Annotated in this window: 12 protein-coding genes; 1 reads left to right on the forward strand and 11 read right to left on the reverse strand. The window is 65.7% G+C overall.

What is annotated here, in order from left to right; genetic code table 11:
* Positions 1 to 26 precede the first annotated feature (26 nt).
* From CXB49_RS02060 to ffh, 11 genes are all read right to left on the reverse strand, one after another.
* Positions 27 to 839, reverse strand: a complete 813-nt coding sequence (locus CXB49_RS02060) for a serine protease (protein WP_101706862.1) — start codon at positions 837 to 839, stop codon at positions 27 to 29.
* A gap of 87 nt (positions 840 to 926) precedes the next feature.
* On the reverse strand, positions 927 to 1,850 hold the full coding sequence (locus CXB49_RS02065) for a hypothetical protein (protein ID WP_101706863.1): 924 nt from the start codon (positions 1,848 to 1,850) through the stop codon (positions 927 to 929).
* Between the two features lie 132 nt (positions 1,851 to 1,982).
* A complete protein-coding gene (rstB, locus tag CXB49_RS02070; protein ID WP_233492919.1) occupies positions 1,983 to 3,257 on the reverse strand; it encodes a two-component system sensor histidine kinase RstB in 1,275 nt (424 codons plus the stop codon).
* 6 nt (positions 3,258 to 3,263) lie between these two features.
* Complete coding sequence (gene rstA / locus CXB49_RS02075; RefSeq protein WP_101706864.1) at positions 3,264 to 3,980, reverse strand: two-component system response regulator RstA; 717 nt, start codon at positions 3,978 to 3,980, stop codon at positions 3,264 to 3,266.
* Between the two features lie 91 nt (positions 3,981 to 4,071).
* Positions 4,072 to 5,484, reverse strand: a complete 1,413-nt coding sequence (locus CXB49_RS02080) for an efflux transporter outer membrane subunit (protein WP_101706865.1) — start codon at positions 5,482 to 5,484, stop codon at positions 4,072 to 4,074.
* Between the two features lie 4 nt (positions 5,485 to 5,488).
* On the reverse strand, positions 5,489 to 6,649 hold the full coding sequence (locus CXB49_RS02085; RefSeq protein WP_158300588.1) for an efflux RND transporter periplasmic adaptor subunit: 1,161 nt from the start codon (positions 6,647 to 6,649) through the stop codon (positions 5,489 to 5,491).
* Positions 6,642 to 9,842 (reverse strand): efflux RND transporter permease subunit, encoded by a 3,201-nt coding sequence (locus CXB49_RS02090; protein ID WP_101706867.1) that lies wholly within the window; start codon positions 9,840 to 9,842, stop codon positions 6,642 to 6,644. Before CXB49_RS02090 ends, CXB49_RS02085 begins: the two co-directional genes overlap by 8 nt.
* A 377-nt stretch (positions 9,843 to 10,219) precedes the next feature.
* Positions 10,220 to 12,382 (reverse strand): hypothetical protein, encoded by a 2,163-nt coding sequence (locus CXB49_RS02095; protein WP_101706868.1) that lies wholly within the window; start codon positions 12,380 to 12,382, stop codon positions 10,220 to 10,222.
* 240 nt (positions 12,383 to 12,622) lie between these two features.
* Complete coding sequence (gene purB, locus CXB49_RS02100; protein ID WP_101706869.1) at positions 12,623 to 13,993, reverse strand: adenylosuccinate lyase; 1,371 nt, start codon at positions 13,991 to 13,993, stop codon at positions 12,623 to 12,625.
* A gap of 59 nt (positions 13,994 to 14,052) precedes the next feature.
* Complete coding sequence (locus tag CXB49_RS02105) at positions 14,053 to 14,961, reverse strand: RimK family alpha-L-glutamate ligase (RefSeq protein WP_101706870.1); 909 nt, start codon at positions 14,959 to 14,961, stop codon at positions 14,053 to 14,055.
* Between the two features lie 46 nt (positions 14,962 to 15,007).
* Complete coding sequence (gene ffh, locus CXB49_RS02110) at positions 15,008 to 16,363, reverse strand: signal recognition particle protein (protein ID WP_101706871.1); 1,356 nt, start codon at positions 16,361 to 16,363, stop codon at positions 15,008 to 15,010.
* A gap of 111 nt (positions 16,364 to 16,474) precedes the next feature.
* Here ffh and CXB49_RS02115 point away from each other — a divergent pair, with 111 nt between their 5' ends.
* Entirely contained in the window at positions 16,475 to 17,296 is an 822-nt protein-coding gene (locus tag CXB49_RS02115; RefSeq protein ID WP_101706872.1) for an inner membrane protein YpjD, read from the forward strand.
* The last annotated feature ends 23 nt before the right edge of the window (positions 17,297 to 17,319 follow it).

Consider the following 17,319-nt stretch of genomic DNA (forward strand, 5'->3'; position numbering starts at 1 on the left):
GCGAAAGCCGCCCTCGGGCGGCTTTTTCATTTCTTGGCCGGTTTGGCCGATTTGGCGATGAAGACGCGCAGGGCCTGTTCGAACATCGGCGCCGACACGCTCATATTGTCTTCCAGCTTGCGGCGCGAGGCCGGCGGCGCAGAGCTCTGCACCGCGACGATGGTGGCCTGGCCCTTGGCGTCGATGGCGAAGATCGGCGAGCCGCTATTGCCTTCCAGCGTGTCGCAGCGGTGGGTCAGCCGGCCGTCTTCGCGCAAGGCGGTGGCCTTGCAACCGTGGTGGGCGCGCAGATGGCGCTGGTCGTCGACCGGGTAGCCGCCCTGGGTGACGGTCCATTGGCTGCCGGCCAACAGCGTCTTCAGCGCCTTGGCGTCGCCGGAAAACACCGGCACCGTGCCCTGGCTGTTGCCCAGCGGCGTGGCCAGCCGCACGAAGGCGAAGTCGCGCGGCGCGATGCGCGGCGGGATGTACAGGCCGTCGCGCTTGCGGATCAGCCCTTTCAGAAAGGCCTTGTCCACCTGCACTTCCTTGATCCGGCTCCGCGCGGTGTATTCGTCGCCCCACAGGCCGACGGTGAAGCTGACTGCGGGGTCGAAGCGGCCCTTCTCGTCGACGAAGCAGTGGCCGGCGGTCAGCACCACGTCGGGCGCCACCAGCGTGCCGGTGCAGATGGTGCGGGAGCGGGTTTCCAGCTGGCCCACGGTCTGCCAGGGCATGCGGTCGGGTTTCTCCAGCACGCGGTCGTCGCGGCCGAAGAACAGGATCTTGTGCTCCTTGCTGAGCGGAGCGGCGTGTAGAAGAGGGGACAGCAGGGCGAGGCAGAGGGCGAGGCGCTTCATCGGGCGGAGTCCTGAAATGACAACGGGGCGCAGAGCGCCCCGTGAAAGCGATGCCGCGAGCTTTAGGCCGCGGCGCCGATGCCGGAATTACTTGGCAGCGGAAGCGGCTTTCTTGCCAGCGTGCTTGGCGGCCTTCTTAGCCGGAGCGGACGCGTCCTTCTTGGCAGCTTGAGCCTTTTGAGCGGCGGAAGCTTCCTTCTTGGCAGCGTGGTGCTTCTTGGCGTGGTGCTTGTGAGCCTTCTTGGCTACCGGAGCGGAAGCGTCGGCCTTGGCAGCTTGAGCCTTTTGAGCGGCGGAAGCTTCCTTCTTGGCAGCGTGGTGCTTCTTAGCGTGGTGCTTGTGAGCCTTCTTGGCTACCGGAGCGGAAGCGTCGGCCTTAGCAGCTTGAGCCTTTTGAGCGGCGGAAGCTTCTTTCTTGGCGGCGTGGTGCTTCTTGGCGTGGTGCTTGTGAGCCTTCTTGGCTACCGGAGCGGAAGCGTCGGCCTTGGCGGCTTGGGCTTTCTGAGCGGAAGCTTCTTTCTTGGCGGCGTGCTTCTTGGCCTTCTTGGCCTTCGGAGCGGACGCGTCAGCCTTGGCGGCTTGAGCCTTCTGAGCGGAGGCTTCCTTCTTGGCTACGTGCTTCTTGGCCTTCTTGGCCTTCGGAGCGGAAGCGTCGGCCTTGGCGGCTTGAGCTTTTTGAGCAGCGGAAGCTTCCTTCTTGGCGGCGTGCTTCTTGGCTACGTGCTTGTGAGCCTTCTTGGCCTTCGGAGCGGAAGCGTCGGCCTTAGCGGCTTGGGCTTTCTGAGCGGAGGCTTCTTTCTTGCCAGCGTGCTTGTGAGCCTTTTTGGCTTTCGGAGCGGAGGCGTCGGACTTGGCGGCTTGCGCTTTTTGAGCGGAAGCTACTTTTTTCTTTTCAGCTTTCTTGGCCTTGTGGATGGCCGGAGCGGAAGCAGCAGCTTTTTCAGCGGCGAAGCCGTTGGCGGACACCAGGCTGAAAGCAGCGGTCAGGGCGAGCAGAGCCAGCTTTTTCATTTACGAAACTCCTAAGTTTCTTTCGATTGGGGTGAAACGGACCCGTAAAAGTCCTAATTCAGGGCGAGATGCTATCCGTGGCAAGGGGGAGCGTCTAGGGGAGGCGTGTATCTCAATGTTACAAAATGTACATCAGGCTGTCGGCCAACGCAGCAGGAAGCGGGCGCCGCCCATGGGCGAACTCTCCACCTTGATGCTGCCGCGGTGGGCGCGGGCGATGCCGGCGACGATGGCGAGACCCAGGCCGTGGCCGCCGGTCTTGCGGCCGCGGCTCTCGTCCAGCCGGACGAAGGGGTCGAACACCCGTTCGCGGTCCTCCTCGGCGATGCCGGGGCCGTCGTCGTCGACGATGATGCAGCAGTGCTGCTGGTCTATCAGGATGTGGGTGGCGACGACAGCGTTGGCGTGCCGGCGGGCATTGGACAGCAGATTGTCCAGCGCGCGGGTGATCAGGTGCTCGTCGGCGGTGATCTCCAGCGTCTCGCCTACCGGTTCGATCCAGTGGATTTCCTGCGCCAGCGCCGCCTGGCCGGCGATGCGTTCGCGCGCCCACGGCAGCGCGTTGAAGCTGCTCAGCTGCAGCGGCGCCTCGGGCCGGTCCAGCCGGGCGTGGAACAGCAGCTCCTCAACCAGCTTGTCGATGGCGGTCAGATCGCGCTCTATCGCCTGGCGCTCCTTGGACTCCTCGTCGCCTTCCAGCAAGGCCAGCCGGTAGCGCAGCCGCGCTAGCGGCGTGCGCAGCTCGTGGGCGACGGCATTGGTCAGCGTCTTCTTGCTGTTGATCAGCGCGCCGATATTGTCGGCCATGTGGTTGAAGGCGACGCCCAGGTGGTGGACGCCGGAGTGCGGCGGCAGTTCGACGCGGGCCGACAGGTCGCCGTTGGCCAGCTGGCCGGCGGTGCGCTCCAGCGCCACCAGGTCGCGCCAGTGCGGCCGCATCCACAGGAAGACCGGAATCGCCAGCGACAGGCCCAGCAGCCCCAGCAGCGCGTAGTCGAACCATTTGAGCCGGTGCAGGAAGAACAGGTAGCGCAGCGGGCCGGCCACCAATAGATAGTTGCTGTCCTGCAGCTTCTGCAGGAACAGGTATTTGTCCTCCAGCATCACGATCTCGCCGCGGTCGAGCGCCTCCCTCGATTCGTCGTCGAGAATGTAGTTGCTCATTTTCTCGACTTTGACGCGGAAGGTGAAGCCGTAATCGGCGTTGGCCAGCGTCTCGCTCCAGCGGTCTTCCGGCACGCCGCGCAGATCGGCCTCGATCAACGACAGCGTGGTGCGCAGCAGGTCGGCCAGATAGCGTTCGCCGACGTCGTCGACGGCTTGCTTGTACACGACGCCGACCATGACCACCGCGACCAGGAAGCAGGCCATTAGCAGCAGGTAGAACTGGATGAACAGGCGGCGCATCCGCGCTTACTCCCAGCCGGACAGCGAGAACAGATAACCGCGGTTGCGCACGGTCTTGATGCGGAACGGCTCGCTGGGGTTGTCGCCCAGCTTCTTGCGCAGCCGCGAGATGGCCACGTCTATGCTGCGGTCCAGGCCGTCGTAGCTGACGCCGCGCATCTCCTTCAGCAGGATGTCGCGGTTCAGCGTTTCGCCGGCGTGGCTGGCCAACAGCCACAAGAGGTCGAAGTCCGACGTCGACAGCGGGATCTTCTCGCCGGCCAGGATCACGTCGCGGCTGACCGGATCGATGGACAACTGGCCGAACACCGCCTTGCGCGAGCCTTTGGCCGGCTGGGCCTCGGTCGCCGGCTGCGCCGGGCGCAGATTGCGCAGTTGGGCGCGCAGCCGCGCCACCAGCACCGACGGCGGCGTGGTCTTCAGGATGTAGTCGTTGGCGCCCAGCTCCAGGCCGAGGATCTGGTTCATATCGCTGTCCAGCGAGGTCAGCATGATGATGGGGCCGTCGAACTTGGGCCGCAGCTCGCGGCAGATCGACAGGCCGTCCTTGCCCGGCAGCATGATGTCCAGCAATACCATGTCCGGCTTTTCGCGGGCGATGGTGTCCAGCGCGGCGTCGCCGCGCGGCTCGACGGTGACGGCCATCTCGTGGCGGGACAGGAAATCGCCGATCAGTTCGGCCAGGTCGGCGTCGTCCTCGACGAATACGATGCGGTGGGTCATGCGGGGGTCCATAGCATTGATGAGCGGATTGCCGGCAAGTATCGCGCGCCGGGCCCGGCCGCTCAAGTGCGGCGGGGCCCTGTCTGTCGCTTCAGTGCCCGTCCTGCCAGCCGCCGCCCAGCGCTTTGAGCAGGCCGACGCTGGCCGTCTGCTGGCCGCCGCGCAGCTGGACCAGCGCCCGCTGCGCCGCCAACTGGCTCTGTCGGGCGGCCGCCAGCGTCAGCGCGCTGTCCAGGCCTTCGCGGTAGCGCAGCTGGCTGATCGCGTAGGCCCGGTCCTGATGGCGCACCGCCTCGTCCTGCAGGCGGCGAGCCTGCTCCAGCCCGTGCAGCGCGCCCAGCGCGTCCTGGGCTTCCTGCACGGCCTGAAGCACGCTCTGGCGGTAGCTGGCCAGCGCGGCGCGGTAGCCGGCCTCGGCGTAGGCGACGCCGGCGGCGGTCTTGCCGTTGTCGAACAGCGTCTGGGTCGCCTGCAGGCCGATGCCCCAGATCAGCGCCGGCGTGGAGAACAGATTGGCCAGGCCGGTCGATTCGCTGCCCAGATAGGTGGGAGCCAGCGTCAGTTGCGGGAAATAAGCGGCCTTGGCGACGCCGATCTGGGCGTTGGCGGCGGCCATCGCCCGTTCGGCCGACGCGATGTCGGGGCGGCGTTGCAGCAGCGCGCTGGGGGCGCCGGCCGGCACCGCCGGCAGCGCGTCGGGCAACTTGCCCGGCGCCAGTCGGAACGCGGCGGCCGGCGCGCCGCTGAGCGTGGCCAGCAGGTCTTCGCCGGCGCGGCGCTGATTGAGCAGCAGCTCGCGCTGGGCGCGGCTGGCGGCGACGGCCGCGGCCTGCTGCGCCTCGTCGCCGGCCGAGGCGAGGCCCGCCTGGTGGCGGATGCGGGTCAGCTCCAGCACGCGCTGCTGCGCGGCCAGCATGTCGTCCAGCAGTCGGATCTCCTCGTCCTGTTGGCGCAGCTGCAGATAGGCGCCGGCCAGCTGGGCGGTCAGCAGCAGCTCGACATTGGCGCGGTCGGCGGCGGCCTGCTCGGCGCCGGCGCGCGCGCTTTCGATGTCGCGCCGCACCCGGCCCAGCCAGTCTATCTCGTAGCTGACGCTGAGCATCGGCTTCAGATCGCTTTGCACGGTGCTGCTGCCGGCGGTGCCGTAGGCGGACTGCGGCCGGTCGGCCGACAGGCGGCTGCGCGCGGCGGCGGCGCCGACGGAGACCGCCGGCAGCGCGGCGGCGCCGTGGACGCGGCTTTGCGCCTGGGCCTGGTCCAGCCTGGCCAGCGCCAGTTGCAGCGTCGGGCTGCGGGCCAGCGCGTCGGCCTCCAGCCGGTTCAGGTCGGCGTCGCCGAATTGCCGCCACCATTCGCGCTTGGGCTGGGCGTCGGCGGGCGCGGCCGGCAGCCAGCCGGCGTCGCTCTTCCATTGCGCCGGCAGCTCGCTGGCCGGACGCTGGTAATCGGGGCCGACGGCGCAGCCGCTCAGCGCGGCGGCGATCAGCAGGGGAAGCGCGCGCATGGCCTCATTCCCCCTTGGCCGGGGCGACGACGCTGACCGGCTGGCCTTCGTTGATCGAGTCCGGCGGATTGATGATCACCCGGTCGTCCGGCTTCAGGCCGGCGCGGATTTCCACTTCGTGGCCGAAGTCGGTGCCGACGGAGACCGGCTGCAGATGGACCTTGCCGTCGGCGCCGGCCAGCGCGACGCGGCTGCCCTTGGCGCCGAACTGCAGCGTATTGGTCGGCAGCGTCAGGCGCTGGCCGCCGGACAGCTTGAACGAGACGTCGACGTACTGGCCCGGCATCAGGCCGTGGTCGGCGTTGGCCACCGCCACTTCCACCTGCAGCGTGCGGGTCGCGGCGTCGAGCGCGCCGGCGGTGCGCACCACCTTGCCGGCGGCCGGACGGTCCGGCGCTTCCTGGCGCGCGATGCGCACCGTCTCGCCGACGCGGACGTCGGCGGCGCGCGCTTGCGGCACGTAGGCGTACAGGTGCAGCTTGTCGATCTGGGCGGTGGCGAACAGCGCCTGGGCGCTGCCGCCGTTGCCGGCGTTGACCAGGCTGCCGGTGTCGATGTTGCGGCGGGTGACGATGCCGTCGAACGGCGCTACGACGCGGGCGAAGTCCTGCTGGTCGCGCAGCCGCTTCAGCTCGGCCTCGGTCTGCAGGTAGGCGGCCTGCTTTTCGTCGAACTCCTGTTGCGACACCGCGTCCTGCGCGCGCAGCGTCTTCCAGCGCAGGTAGGCGGTCTTGGCCAGCGCGAAATTGGCCTGGGCCTCCTGCACTTGCTTGTCGATGTCGGGGATGTCCAGCTCTGCCAGCAGCTCGCCCTTCTTCACCGGCTGGCCGATATCCTTGTACCAGCGCTTGATGTAGCCGTTGGTGCGGGCGTAGATCTGCGCCTCGGCCATGCCCTGCAGCGTGGCCGGCAGCGTCAGCGAGGCTTCGCCGTGTCCCTGGCGCGGCGTCACCACGCTGACGACGAGCACCGCGCTGCGGGCGGCCTCGCGGCTCAGCGCCTCGGCTTCGGCGTGGCGCACCAGCAGCGTGCGGCCGAGACCGGCCAGCAGCAGCGCGACGGCGACGATGGCGGCGATGCGCGCCTTGCGCACCACCGCGCCGCGGCGGGTGTGGTGCAGATGGAGTTCGGGCAGGCCCTGGCGGGCGTGTCGTGGGTCAGTCATTGCTGGAGTCCTGTGCGGGAGCCGCGGGCGCATCGGCCGCGTCTGTCGCGTGTTGTTTGCGTTGTGCCAGGTAGCGGTGGAAGCTGGCGAACACCACCGGTACGAACAGCAGGGTGGAGACGGTGGCGAACAAGAGGCCGCCGATCACGGCGCGGCCGAGCGGAGCGTTCTGCTCCGAGCCCTCGCCTATGCCTATCGCCATCGGGATCATGCCGATGATCATCGCCAGCGCCGTCATCAAGACCGGCCGCAGCCGGGTGGCGCCGGCTTCCAGCGCTGCCGACAGCGGCGGCAGGCCATCCTGCAGCCTGTGCCGCGCGAACGACACCACCAGGATGCTGTTGGCGGTAGCCACGCCCATGGTCATGATGGCGCCGGTCAGCGCTGGCACCGACAGGTCGGTGGCGGTGACGATCAGCATCCAGGCGATGCCGGCCAGCGCCGCCGGCAGCGCGCTGATGATGATGAACGGGTCCAGCCAGGACTGGAAATTCACCACGATCAGCAGATAGACCAGCACGATGGCGCCGAGAATGCCGACGCCGAGGCCGATGTAGGACGAGCGCATCGTCTCCACCTGGCCGCGCAGGGCGACATGGCTGCCCTTGGGCAGATGGGCCTCTTCCTCGTTGATCACTTTCTGGATGGCGGAGGCCACCGAGCCCAGATCGCGGCCGCGCGCGCTGGCGTAGACGTCTATCGACGGCAGGATGTTGTAGCGGGTGACGATGGCGGCTTCGCGGCCGGGCGCGGTGCTGACCAGATTGCCCAGCGTCTGCTCGCCGGCGCCGCGGCTGCCAGGCGCGTTGACCGGCAGCTGCAGCAACTGGTCTAGCGAGCCGATCTGGTACTGCGGCGTTTGCGCCTGCAGGTTGTAGACGATGCTGTTGGCGGGGTTCAGCCAGAAGGCCGGCTGGGTCTGCTGGCTGCCGGACAGAGGCAACAGCAGGTTCTGCGCGACGTCCAGCGGCGCGATGCCCATGCCCTGCAAGCGGGCGCGGTCCATGTTCAGCTTGATCGCCGGCGCGTCCAGACGCTGGTGGATGTGGACGTCGGCGGCGCCGGGAATCGCCTTGATCCGGGCCTGAAGGCGGCCGGCGAAGGCGGCGTTGCCGGCGGAGTTCTTGCCGAAGATCTGCACGTCGATGGCGGCCGGCGAACCGAAGTTCAGAATCTGGGTGATGATGTCGGCCGGCTGGAAGAAGAATTCCACGCCGGGGAAGCGGCGCTCCAGTCTGGACGGCAGCGCGGCGATGTAATCGGCGCTCGGCTTGTGGCCGGGCTTCAGCGAGATCAGCACATCGGTGTCCAGCGTGCCTATGGTGCCGGAGTTGCTGTACGACAGGTTGATGCCGCTGTACGGCAGGCCGATGTTGTCGATGATGGAGTCCAGGTCCTGCGGCGGGATCACCTTGCGGATCTCGGCGTCCACCTGGTCGGCCAGGATGGCGGTGTTCTCGATGCGGATGCCGGTGGGGGCGCGCACGTGCAGCTTGATCTGGCCGGTGTCGACTTCGGGAAAGAGGTCGCGGCCCAGCAGCAGGTACAGGCCGCAGGAGGCCAGGCAGAAGCCGAGGAAGGCGGCGATGAAGCCCCTGCGGTGCGTCAGCAGGTGGCTGAGCAGGTGCACATACCATTCGCGCAGGCGCTCGAAGCGGGTATTGAAGCCTTCGTGCACGCGGTATATCCAGGCTTCGATGCGGCCGGCCCGATGGCGGTGTCCCATCAGCAGCAGCGCCAGCGTCGGCACCAGCGTCCGCGACAGCACGTAGGAGGCCAGCATCGCGAACACCACCGCCTCGGCCATCGGTACGAACAGATAGCGCGCCACGCCCTCTAGGAAGAACATCGGCACGAAGACGATGCAGATGCACAGCGTGGAGACGAAGGCGGGAACGGCGATTTCGCCGGCGCCGTCCAGGATGGCGGTGTACAGCGGCGAGCCCATGTGCAGGTGGCGCTCGATGTTCTCGATGGTCACCGTCGCGTCGTCCACCAGGATGCCCACTGCCAGCGCCAGGCCGCCCAGCGTCATCACATTGATGGTCTCGCCGACCATGTGCAGCGCGACGATGGACGAGAAGATGGACAGCGGAATCGAGACGGCGATGATGGAGGTGGTGCGCCAGTTGCCGAGGAAGAGCAGCAGCATCACCGCGGTCAGCACCGCGGCCACCAGCGCCTCGTGGATCACGCCCTCCACCGCCGTCTTGACGAAGATGGACTGGTCGGCCAGCAGGCTGACGTGCAGGTCCTTCGGCAGTTGCGGCAGCAGGCCGGGCAGTTTTTCCTTCAGGTGGCCCACCACGTCCAGCGTCGACGCGCCGCCGTTCTTGTAGATGGACATCATCAGGCCGCGCTGGCCGTTCTGCTTGACGATATTGGTCTGCGGCGAGAAGCCGTCGCGCACGTGGGCCACCTCGCGCAGGAAGACGGTAGCGCCGTTGGCGGTCCGCACCGGGATGTTGTTCAGCCCGGCGATGGAGTCCGGCGAGCCGTTCAGCTCGACGTTGTATTCGCTGTCGCCGATCTTGGCGGTGCCGGACGGCAGCGCCAGGTTCTGGCTGTTGACCGCGTTGATCACGTCGGTCGGCGTCAGCCCCTTGGCGGCGATCGCGCGGGTGTCCAGGTCCACCGACAGCAGCCTGACCTTGCCGCCGTAGGGGTAGGGGATGGCGATGCCGGGTATCGTCACCAACTGCGGCCTCAGCGTGTTGATGGCGACGTCGAACACGTCCTGCTCCGACATGGACTTGCTGGCCATGCCTATCTGTATCACCGGCACGCTGGACGCGGTGTACTTGATCACCAGGGGCGGCGTGGCCCCGGGCGGCATCTGCTTGACCACCGCCTGCGACACCGACACCACCTGGGCGATGGCGGTCTGGATGTTGACGTCGGGCTGGAAGAAGATCTTGATGATGGAAATACCGGCCAGCGACTGCGACTCGATGTGTTCGATGTCGTTGACGGTGGTGGTCAGCACCCGCTCGTGGGTCTGCGTGATGCGGTCGGCCATCTGCTGCGGCGCCAGGCCGCCGTAGCCCCAGATCACGCTGATCACCGGAATGTCGATTTCCGGCAGCACGTCGACCGGCGTGCGCATGATCGCCAGCGGGGTGGCCAGCAGGATGATGATGGCCATCACGATGAAGGTATAGGGCCGTTTCAGGGCCGTTTCGACAATCCACATATTGTACGGCTTGCCTCTCTAGCGATTGCGGCGCGCGGGTCTGGGATATCCGGTGGATGTCCGTCGCCCCGGCGATCCGGTGGCGCGCTTATTGCGGTCCGCGCGGCGCCTTGTTGCAGCTTATGCCAGCGGCGGGGCGTTTTGCGGACCGATTGTGCTTGGCGCGGCCGGAGTTTTTGTTAATGAGTGATGCGGCGTCGCCATGGCAGCGCGCTGGCATATCCGCTGGCGTTCAAGCGGGATTAACTGGTCAAGCGGCCATGGCGTTGACACTTTTCGGCGGGGTAATGAAAAAATAATCTACTTTATTATATTCGACAGTAGAAACCCCGCCGCGCACGAGGCGGGGCGGGGTTGGGGACGGCGGCGCGAGCGGATCAGGAAAGTTTGCGCGCGTAGTGGTTCAGCGAGACGACGCGGGTCTTGCCGATGCGGTGGCGATAGATCTCGCGCAGGTAGCACACCGCTTTCTGCACGTGCTCGCGGGTCAGCCGGATGTCGTTGATCGACACGAATTTCTTGCTGTCGCGTATCAGCTCGCGGTATTTCTTCTCGTACATCGGTTTGATCGCGAACCAGTTGGTGTCGAGGATCTTGGCCGGGTTCTCGTTCTCGTTCAGCAGCCGCTCCAGCACCGTCTCGTCGAAATGCTCGGCGGTGATCAGGTCGAGGATGGCCTTGTCCAGGCTGTCGTCGAAACGGTGGTTGCCGTGGGCGAAGCAGCGCTTGATGTAGGCGACGATCAGCGTCAGGAAGTCGTCGCTCAGGCAGGGGCTCTTCGCCACCAGCGTCGTCAGCGACAGATTGGCCGACGCGCCTATCACCAGCGCGTAGCGTTTCAGCGTGGTGCTGGGGAACAGGTCGTTCAGGTGGCGCTTCAGCCGGTTCAGGTCCAGATAGGACAGCTTGTAGCCCTTGGGTAGCGACAGGATGGCCACCACCGACGAGCAGTTCTGGAAGAAGAACAGCTGGTTCAGCTTTTCGGCCGAGTAGCCGGACTGCTTGTAGTCCGCCAGCGCCGCGCGGTAGCTGGCCGATTCTATCGGCAGCAGGCTGATGCCCTCGATCGACTGGGTCTGCTGGTTGAAGTGCGGCAGGTCTATCGAGCGGAAGAACAGGTCGTCGATGTCCAGCTTGTTGACGAAGCCGTCCGAACCCAGCGGATCGGTCACCACCGATTCGGCGTAGGCCACCGCCACCGGACCGGCCAGGCTCATGAACAGATCGTTGGCGTCCAGCCGTATCGTCTCGCCCATGTCGATGCCGGCGCGCAGGAAGTAGTTCTCGTCGTAATCGCTGGTGACGGCCTGGGCGGTCAGGATGTTGAAGATCTGCTGCGAGATGTACTGGTTGGCGTGGCGCTCCATCGCGTTGACGTCCAGATGCTCGATATCGCCGCCCTCGCTTTCCTCGGCGTAGCGCATGATGTCGTTGGAGATCAGCATCATCGCGTTCCACGGCCGGATGCGGCGCATCACGCTTTCGGCGCCGGCCTCCTCGTTGTCGAAGTTGTAGGAGAAGTCCCACTCCTCGGACAGGTATTTGCACAGCAGCCGGCCGGCGTTGATGTGCAGCGCTTCCGAGCCCTCGGCGTGCTGGCCGGAGATATTGGGCAGGATGCAGATGCCGCTGGTGAAGATAGGCTCGAACACGAAGCCGTAGTCGTCCTGGTCGGCCTTGCCGCCTTCGCCGCGGGTCTCGAAGGTCTTGCTCATGTACGCGTACTGCTGCGCCAGACCGAATTCCGACGCCATGCCGGAGCCGGTGCCGCCGCCGGCGCTGAAAATGTAGAAATACAGCCGCGACTGGTTGGCCTTGATGCCGCAGGAGTCGACCAGATAGGAGTGGATCAGCGTCCAGTCCGGATCGGAGAAGCTCAGCGTGTCCTTGTTGAGGATGATCTTGGCCAGGTATTGGCCCAGTATCGGCGCGTTGCCGGCGCCGCCGGCGTGGATCTCAGCCAGATCCATGATCTTCAGCTTGTTGTAGTTGTTGATGAAGTCGCCCTGCTCGCCGCGGCGGGAGAAGCGGATGCGGCCCTTGATGTCTTTGTCCAGGTCGCCCAGCATCACCATCGGCTCGATCAGGAAGGCCGGCTTCGCCGTCTTGTGCTGCGACAGCAGGTTGCGCCGCAACCAGCGTCGCGGCCGCGGTTCCTGTTCCGGCGCGCTCTTGTCGTCCTGGTTGAATTCGTTCAGGTAGAACTTGCGGGCGTTGTAGACCAGCGTCGCCACGTCCAGCGCGATATTGGAACCGCAGCGTCCCAGGCCGATCAGGCAGACCGACGGGAACGGCCGCTCCATGTCTATGCCCTGTCCCTCCTCGGCCTCGCCGGCGAAGGCCATGCCGCGCAGCGTGTCCAGGTGTTGCAGGATGCGGTTGGTGTCGTGCTCGATGAAGTATTGGTACAGGCTGGCCTGGCCGCGCTCGTTCAGCTGGAGCAGATGACGGGGAGAGGGCGGCTGCGGGGAGGCGGCGGCGGTTTCGTCATCGGTGGCAGGGGGATTCGAGGACTGGTCGTACATAGATTGCATGATCATCCATTCTCTCTTCGGGTTGCCCATTGTCGCGGGTGGTTGCGCCTGAACGGGCCTGGCGGTCCGCGGGGGGCGCAGTGCGAGTTTTTTTGGTGTTATTCACACTCCATTGTCAGGCGCAATCCGCTTTTTGACCACTAAATTCTGTACGGGACGTCATGTGTCAACCTTAGATGGCGGACGAGCAGCTAAAAAAAACGCCGCCTGCGGCGGCAGGCGGCGTTTGGGGCGGGGAGGGGGCGCTCAGATGCGGCGCGCCAGCTCCTCGGCCTTGCCCAGATAGTTGGACGGGGTCAACTCCAGCAGGCTGGCCTTGACCGCCTCCGGCAGTTCCAGACTGCGGATGAAGGCGTGCAGCGTCTCGCGGGTGATGCCACCCTTGCCGCGGGTCAGCTCTTTCAGCTGCTCGTACGGATTGGCCACGCCGTAGCGGCGCATCACGGTCTGCACCGGCTCGGCCAGCAGCTCCCAGGCATTGTCCAGTTCGGTGGCGATCAGCTGCGGGTTGATCTCCAGCTTGTTCAGGCCCTTCAGGCAGGATTTCAGGCCCAGGATGGTGTAGCCGAAGCCGACGCCCATATTGCGCAGCACGGTGGAATCGGTCAGGTCGCGCTGCCAGCGGGAGATCGGCAGCTTCTCCGCCAGATGGCCCATGATGGCGTTGGCCATGCCGAGGTTGCCTTCGGCGTTCTCGAAATCGATCGGATTGACCTTGTGCGGCATCGTCGAGCTGCCCACTTCGTCCTTCTTCACCTTCTGCTTGAAGTAGCCCAGCGAGATATAGCCCCAGACGTCGCGGTTCAGGTCGATCAGTATCGTGTTGACGCGCATCGCCACCTGGTACAGCTCGGCCATGTAATCATGCGGCTCGATCTGTATCGTGTACGGATTGAAGGTCAGGCCGAGGCCGGTGACGAAGCGGCCGCACAGGCTTTCCCAGTCGATGTCCGGGTAGGCGGCGAGGTGGGCGTTGTAATTGCCGACGGCGCCGTTGATCTTGCCGAGGATTTCCTGGTGCACCAGCTGCTCGCGCTGGCGTTTCAGCCGGTAGACGGTGTTGGCCAACTCCTTGCCCATCGTCGACGGCGTGGCCGGCTGGCCGTGGGTGCGGCACATCATCGGCACGCTGGCCAGCTCGTGCGACAGCTTCTGCAGCTTGTGGATCACCTCGTCCAGCATCGGCAGCAGCACGGTGTTGCGCGCGGTTTTCAGCATCAGCGCGTGGCTGAGGTTGTTGATGTCTTCGGAGGTGCAGGCGAAGTGGATGAACTCGCTGGCCGCCATCACTTCCGGATTGCCGGACAGGCGTTCCTTCAACCAGTACTCGATCGCCTTGACGTCGTGGTTGGTGCGCACCTCGATCGCCTTGACCTCCTCGCCGTGCTCGACGCTGAAGTTGGCGATCACGTCGTCGATCTCGCGGATGGTGGCGTCGGAGAACGGCCTGACCTCCTCGATGCCGGGCTCGGCGGCCAGCATCTTCAGCCATTCCAGTTCCACCTTGACGCGGCACTTCATCAGACCGAATTCGGAGAACAGGTTGCGCAGGCCTTCCACCTGGGCGGCATAGCGGCCATCCAGCGGGGAGAGGGCGGTCAACGTAGTCAGATTCATGCTGAGTATTTCCAAACGTGATTTGCCAAACTGCGGCGGGTTGCTAGTACAAATTCGTTTCAGACCGCGCTGTCCGTCAGCCGGCGCTTGAGGCCGGCGGCCAGCTGGCCGGCCGCCTCGGGGCGAAAGCGGAAGAACAGCTCGGGCTCTATCATTTCCAGCTCCATGATGGCGAGCCGGCCCGCGTTGTCGCGGATCAGGTCGACGCGCGCGTACAGCACGTCGAACGGCACCGCGCGCACGGCCGCCTCGGCGAAGGCGATCTCCTCGCCGCTGGCCGCGTGCGGATGCACGCTGCCGCCGTAATCGTCCTGCACGCGGAAGTCGCCGGACTTCGGCGTCTTGCGGATCGCGTGGCTGTAGCGGCCGTCGATCACCATCAGCGACAGCTCGCCGTCGTCCAGCACCTGGCGCTGGAACGGCTGCAGCAGCATCGATTCGTTCTGTATCAGTTCGCCGAACACGCATTCCAGGCGGCCGCAGTCGTCGGCGTCGAAACGGTAGGTGTGGCGAGCGTTGCCGGATACCGCCGGCTTCAGGATCCATTCTTTCCAGCCGGCGGCGTCCGTCAGCTGCGCCAGGGTCCGTCGCTCGCCCTTTTCAATGTAGCGGGTGGGTACGCAGGCCACGCCCTTATTTTGCAGTTCGACGAGGTAGCGCTTGTCCAGATTCCAGCGTATCAGTTCGGCGGCGTTGAACAGCCGGCACTGCCGGGACGCGCGCGCCAGCCAGGGCGCGAATTCGCCGAAGCGCTCGAAATAATCCCAGGTGGTGCGAAACAGCAGCGAGCGGGCCTGGCCCCAGTCGAAGCCGGCGTCGTCCCAGGAGAGGCGGCAGACCGTCAGGCCGGCGTCGCGCAGCGCGTCCAGCACCAGACCGTCCTCGTGATGCACCTGGCGGCTGTACCAGTCGTCCGCCCGGAAGGCCAGCTGCCGGCTGTCGGTCAGTACCGCGACGTCAAACAACATGTCTTGATCTCAAAAGAAACGGGCGACTGGCGCCCGTTGTTTCCGCTTACATGCCGGGCATCATGCCCTTCATGCCGCGCATCATCTTCATCATCCCGCCCTTGGACGAGAACTGCTTCATCATCTTCTGCATCTGCTCGAACTGGGCCAGCAGGCGGTTCACCTCCTGAACGGTGACGCCGGAGCCGGTGGCGATGCGGCGCTTGCGGCTGGCCTTGATCAGCTCGGGCTTGCGGCGCTCCTCCATCGTCATCGAATTGATGATGCCTTCGATGCGGCGCATCGATTTTTCCGCTTCGGCGCCCTGTATGCCCTTGGCCATCTGGCCGATCTGGCCCGGCATCTTCTCCAGCAGATTGGACATGCCGCCCATCTTCTTCATCTGCTGCATCTGGGCCTTGAAGTCCTCGAGGTCGAAGCCCTTGCCGGACTTCAGCTTCTTGGCCATTGCCTCGGCTTCTTTGTGGTCTATGCCCTTCTGGACTTCCTCGATCAGCGACAGCACGTCGCCCATGCCGAGGATGCGGCTGGCGATGCGGTCCGGATGGAAGGGCTCGAGGCCGGAAACCTTTTCGCCGACGCCGATGAACTTGATCGGCTTGCCGGTGACGTGGCGCACCGACAGCGCGGCGCCGCCGCGCGAGTCGCCGTCCATCTTGGTCAGCACGACGCCGGTCAGCGGCAGCGCGTCGTTGAAGGCCTTGGCGGTGTTGACCGCGTCCTGGCCCTGCATCGCGTCGACGACGAACAGCGTCTCCACCGGATTGACCGCCGCGTGCAGCGCCTTGATCTCGTCCATCATCGCTTCGTCGATGGCGAGGCGGCCGGCGGTGTCGACCAGCAGCACGTCGAAGAAGTGGCGGCGCGCGTGATCGATCGCGGCGCGAGCGATGTCGACCGGCTTCTGCTTCTCGTCGGACGGGAACCATTCGACGCCGACCTGGGCGGCCAGCAGCTTCAGCTGCTCGATGGCGGCCGGGCGGTATACGTCGGCCGACACCACCAGCACCTTCTTCTTGTGGCCTTCCTTCAGCCGCTTCGCCAGCTTGCCGACGGTGGTGGTCTTGCCGGCGCCCTGCAGGCCGGCCATCAGCACGATGGCAGGCGGCACGGCGGCCAGGTTGAGCTCGTCGTTCTTGTCACCCATCAGCTTGACGAGCTCTTCGTTGACGACGCCGACCAGAGCCTGGCCCGGGGTCAGGCTGCCCATCACGTCCTGGCCCAGCGCGCGTTCCTTCACCTCGGCGATGAAGGTCTTGACGACGGGCAGCGCTACGTCGGCTTCCAATAGCGCCATGCGCACTTCGCGCATCGCGTCCTGGATATTGGATTCGGTCAACCGCGCGTTGCCGCGCAGGGTTTTCATCACGCCGGACAGGCGGTTGGTCAGGTTGTCTAGCATGGTGCTGTCCTTACTCTCTGCCAACGAGCGGCAGCTTGGTGTAGACTCTCAAACTGTCGATTTTACCACGAGCCGCCCGGGCCGCGCCCGGATTTGATCACATACCTTTATATGACCAACCTCCTGCTCGTTCTGTCCCTGTTCCTGATCCTGTCCTACGGGGCCTTTACCTGGCATTACCTGGCCAACTGGAAGGGCGTCGCGCGCTGGCCGCGCAATCCCAGGCTGGAGCACAGCCTGCTGGGGGCGCTGCTGTTGCTGCAGGCGGTGGTGGTGGTGGTGCCGCTGAGCGCCAGCGGCGGCTTGTCGCTGGGCGTCGGCCACGCGCTGGGCGTGATGGTGTGGATCATGCTGCTGATCTACTGGACCTGCAGCTTCTTCTACAAGGTGGAGGGGCTGCAGCTGTTCATGATGCCGCTGGCGATGGCGGCGCTGGCCTTCGCCATCGTCTTCCCGGGGCGCCACATGGTCAGCGACCTGTCCAATCCGGCCTTCGTCATGCATATTCTGGTGTCGATGCTGGCCTACAGCCTGTTCGCGATCGGCGCGCTGATCGCGCTGTTGATGCTGTTGCTGGAGCGGGCGCTGCACCACCGGCGGGTGTCGATGCTGGCCCAGCAGCTGCCGCCGCTTCTGACTTTGGAAAAAATGATGTTCCAGGTGATCGCCGTCGGCTTCCTGCTGCTGACGCTGGCCTTGGTCAGCGGGGTGGCGTTCTCGGAGGAGGTGTTCGGCAAGGCCGCGGCGCTGACCCACAAGACGGTGTTCAGCGTGATTTCCTGGCTGCTGTTCGCCGCGCTGCTGCTGGGACGGCGCTTGAAGGGCTGGCGCGGGCGGGTGGCGATACGCTGGACGCTGGCCGGTTTCCTGTCATTGATGCTGGCATACGTCGGTAGCAAGGTGGTTTTAGAATTGATCCTGCAGCGCGGCTGACCGCGCGCCGCACCGAGCAACCG

This window comes from Chromobacterium sp. ATCC 53434, assembly GCF_002848345.1.
Classification (GTDB): Bacteria; Pseudomonadota; Gammaproteobacteria; order Burkholderiales; family Chromobacteriaceae; genus Chromobacterium.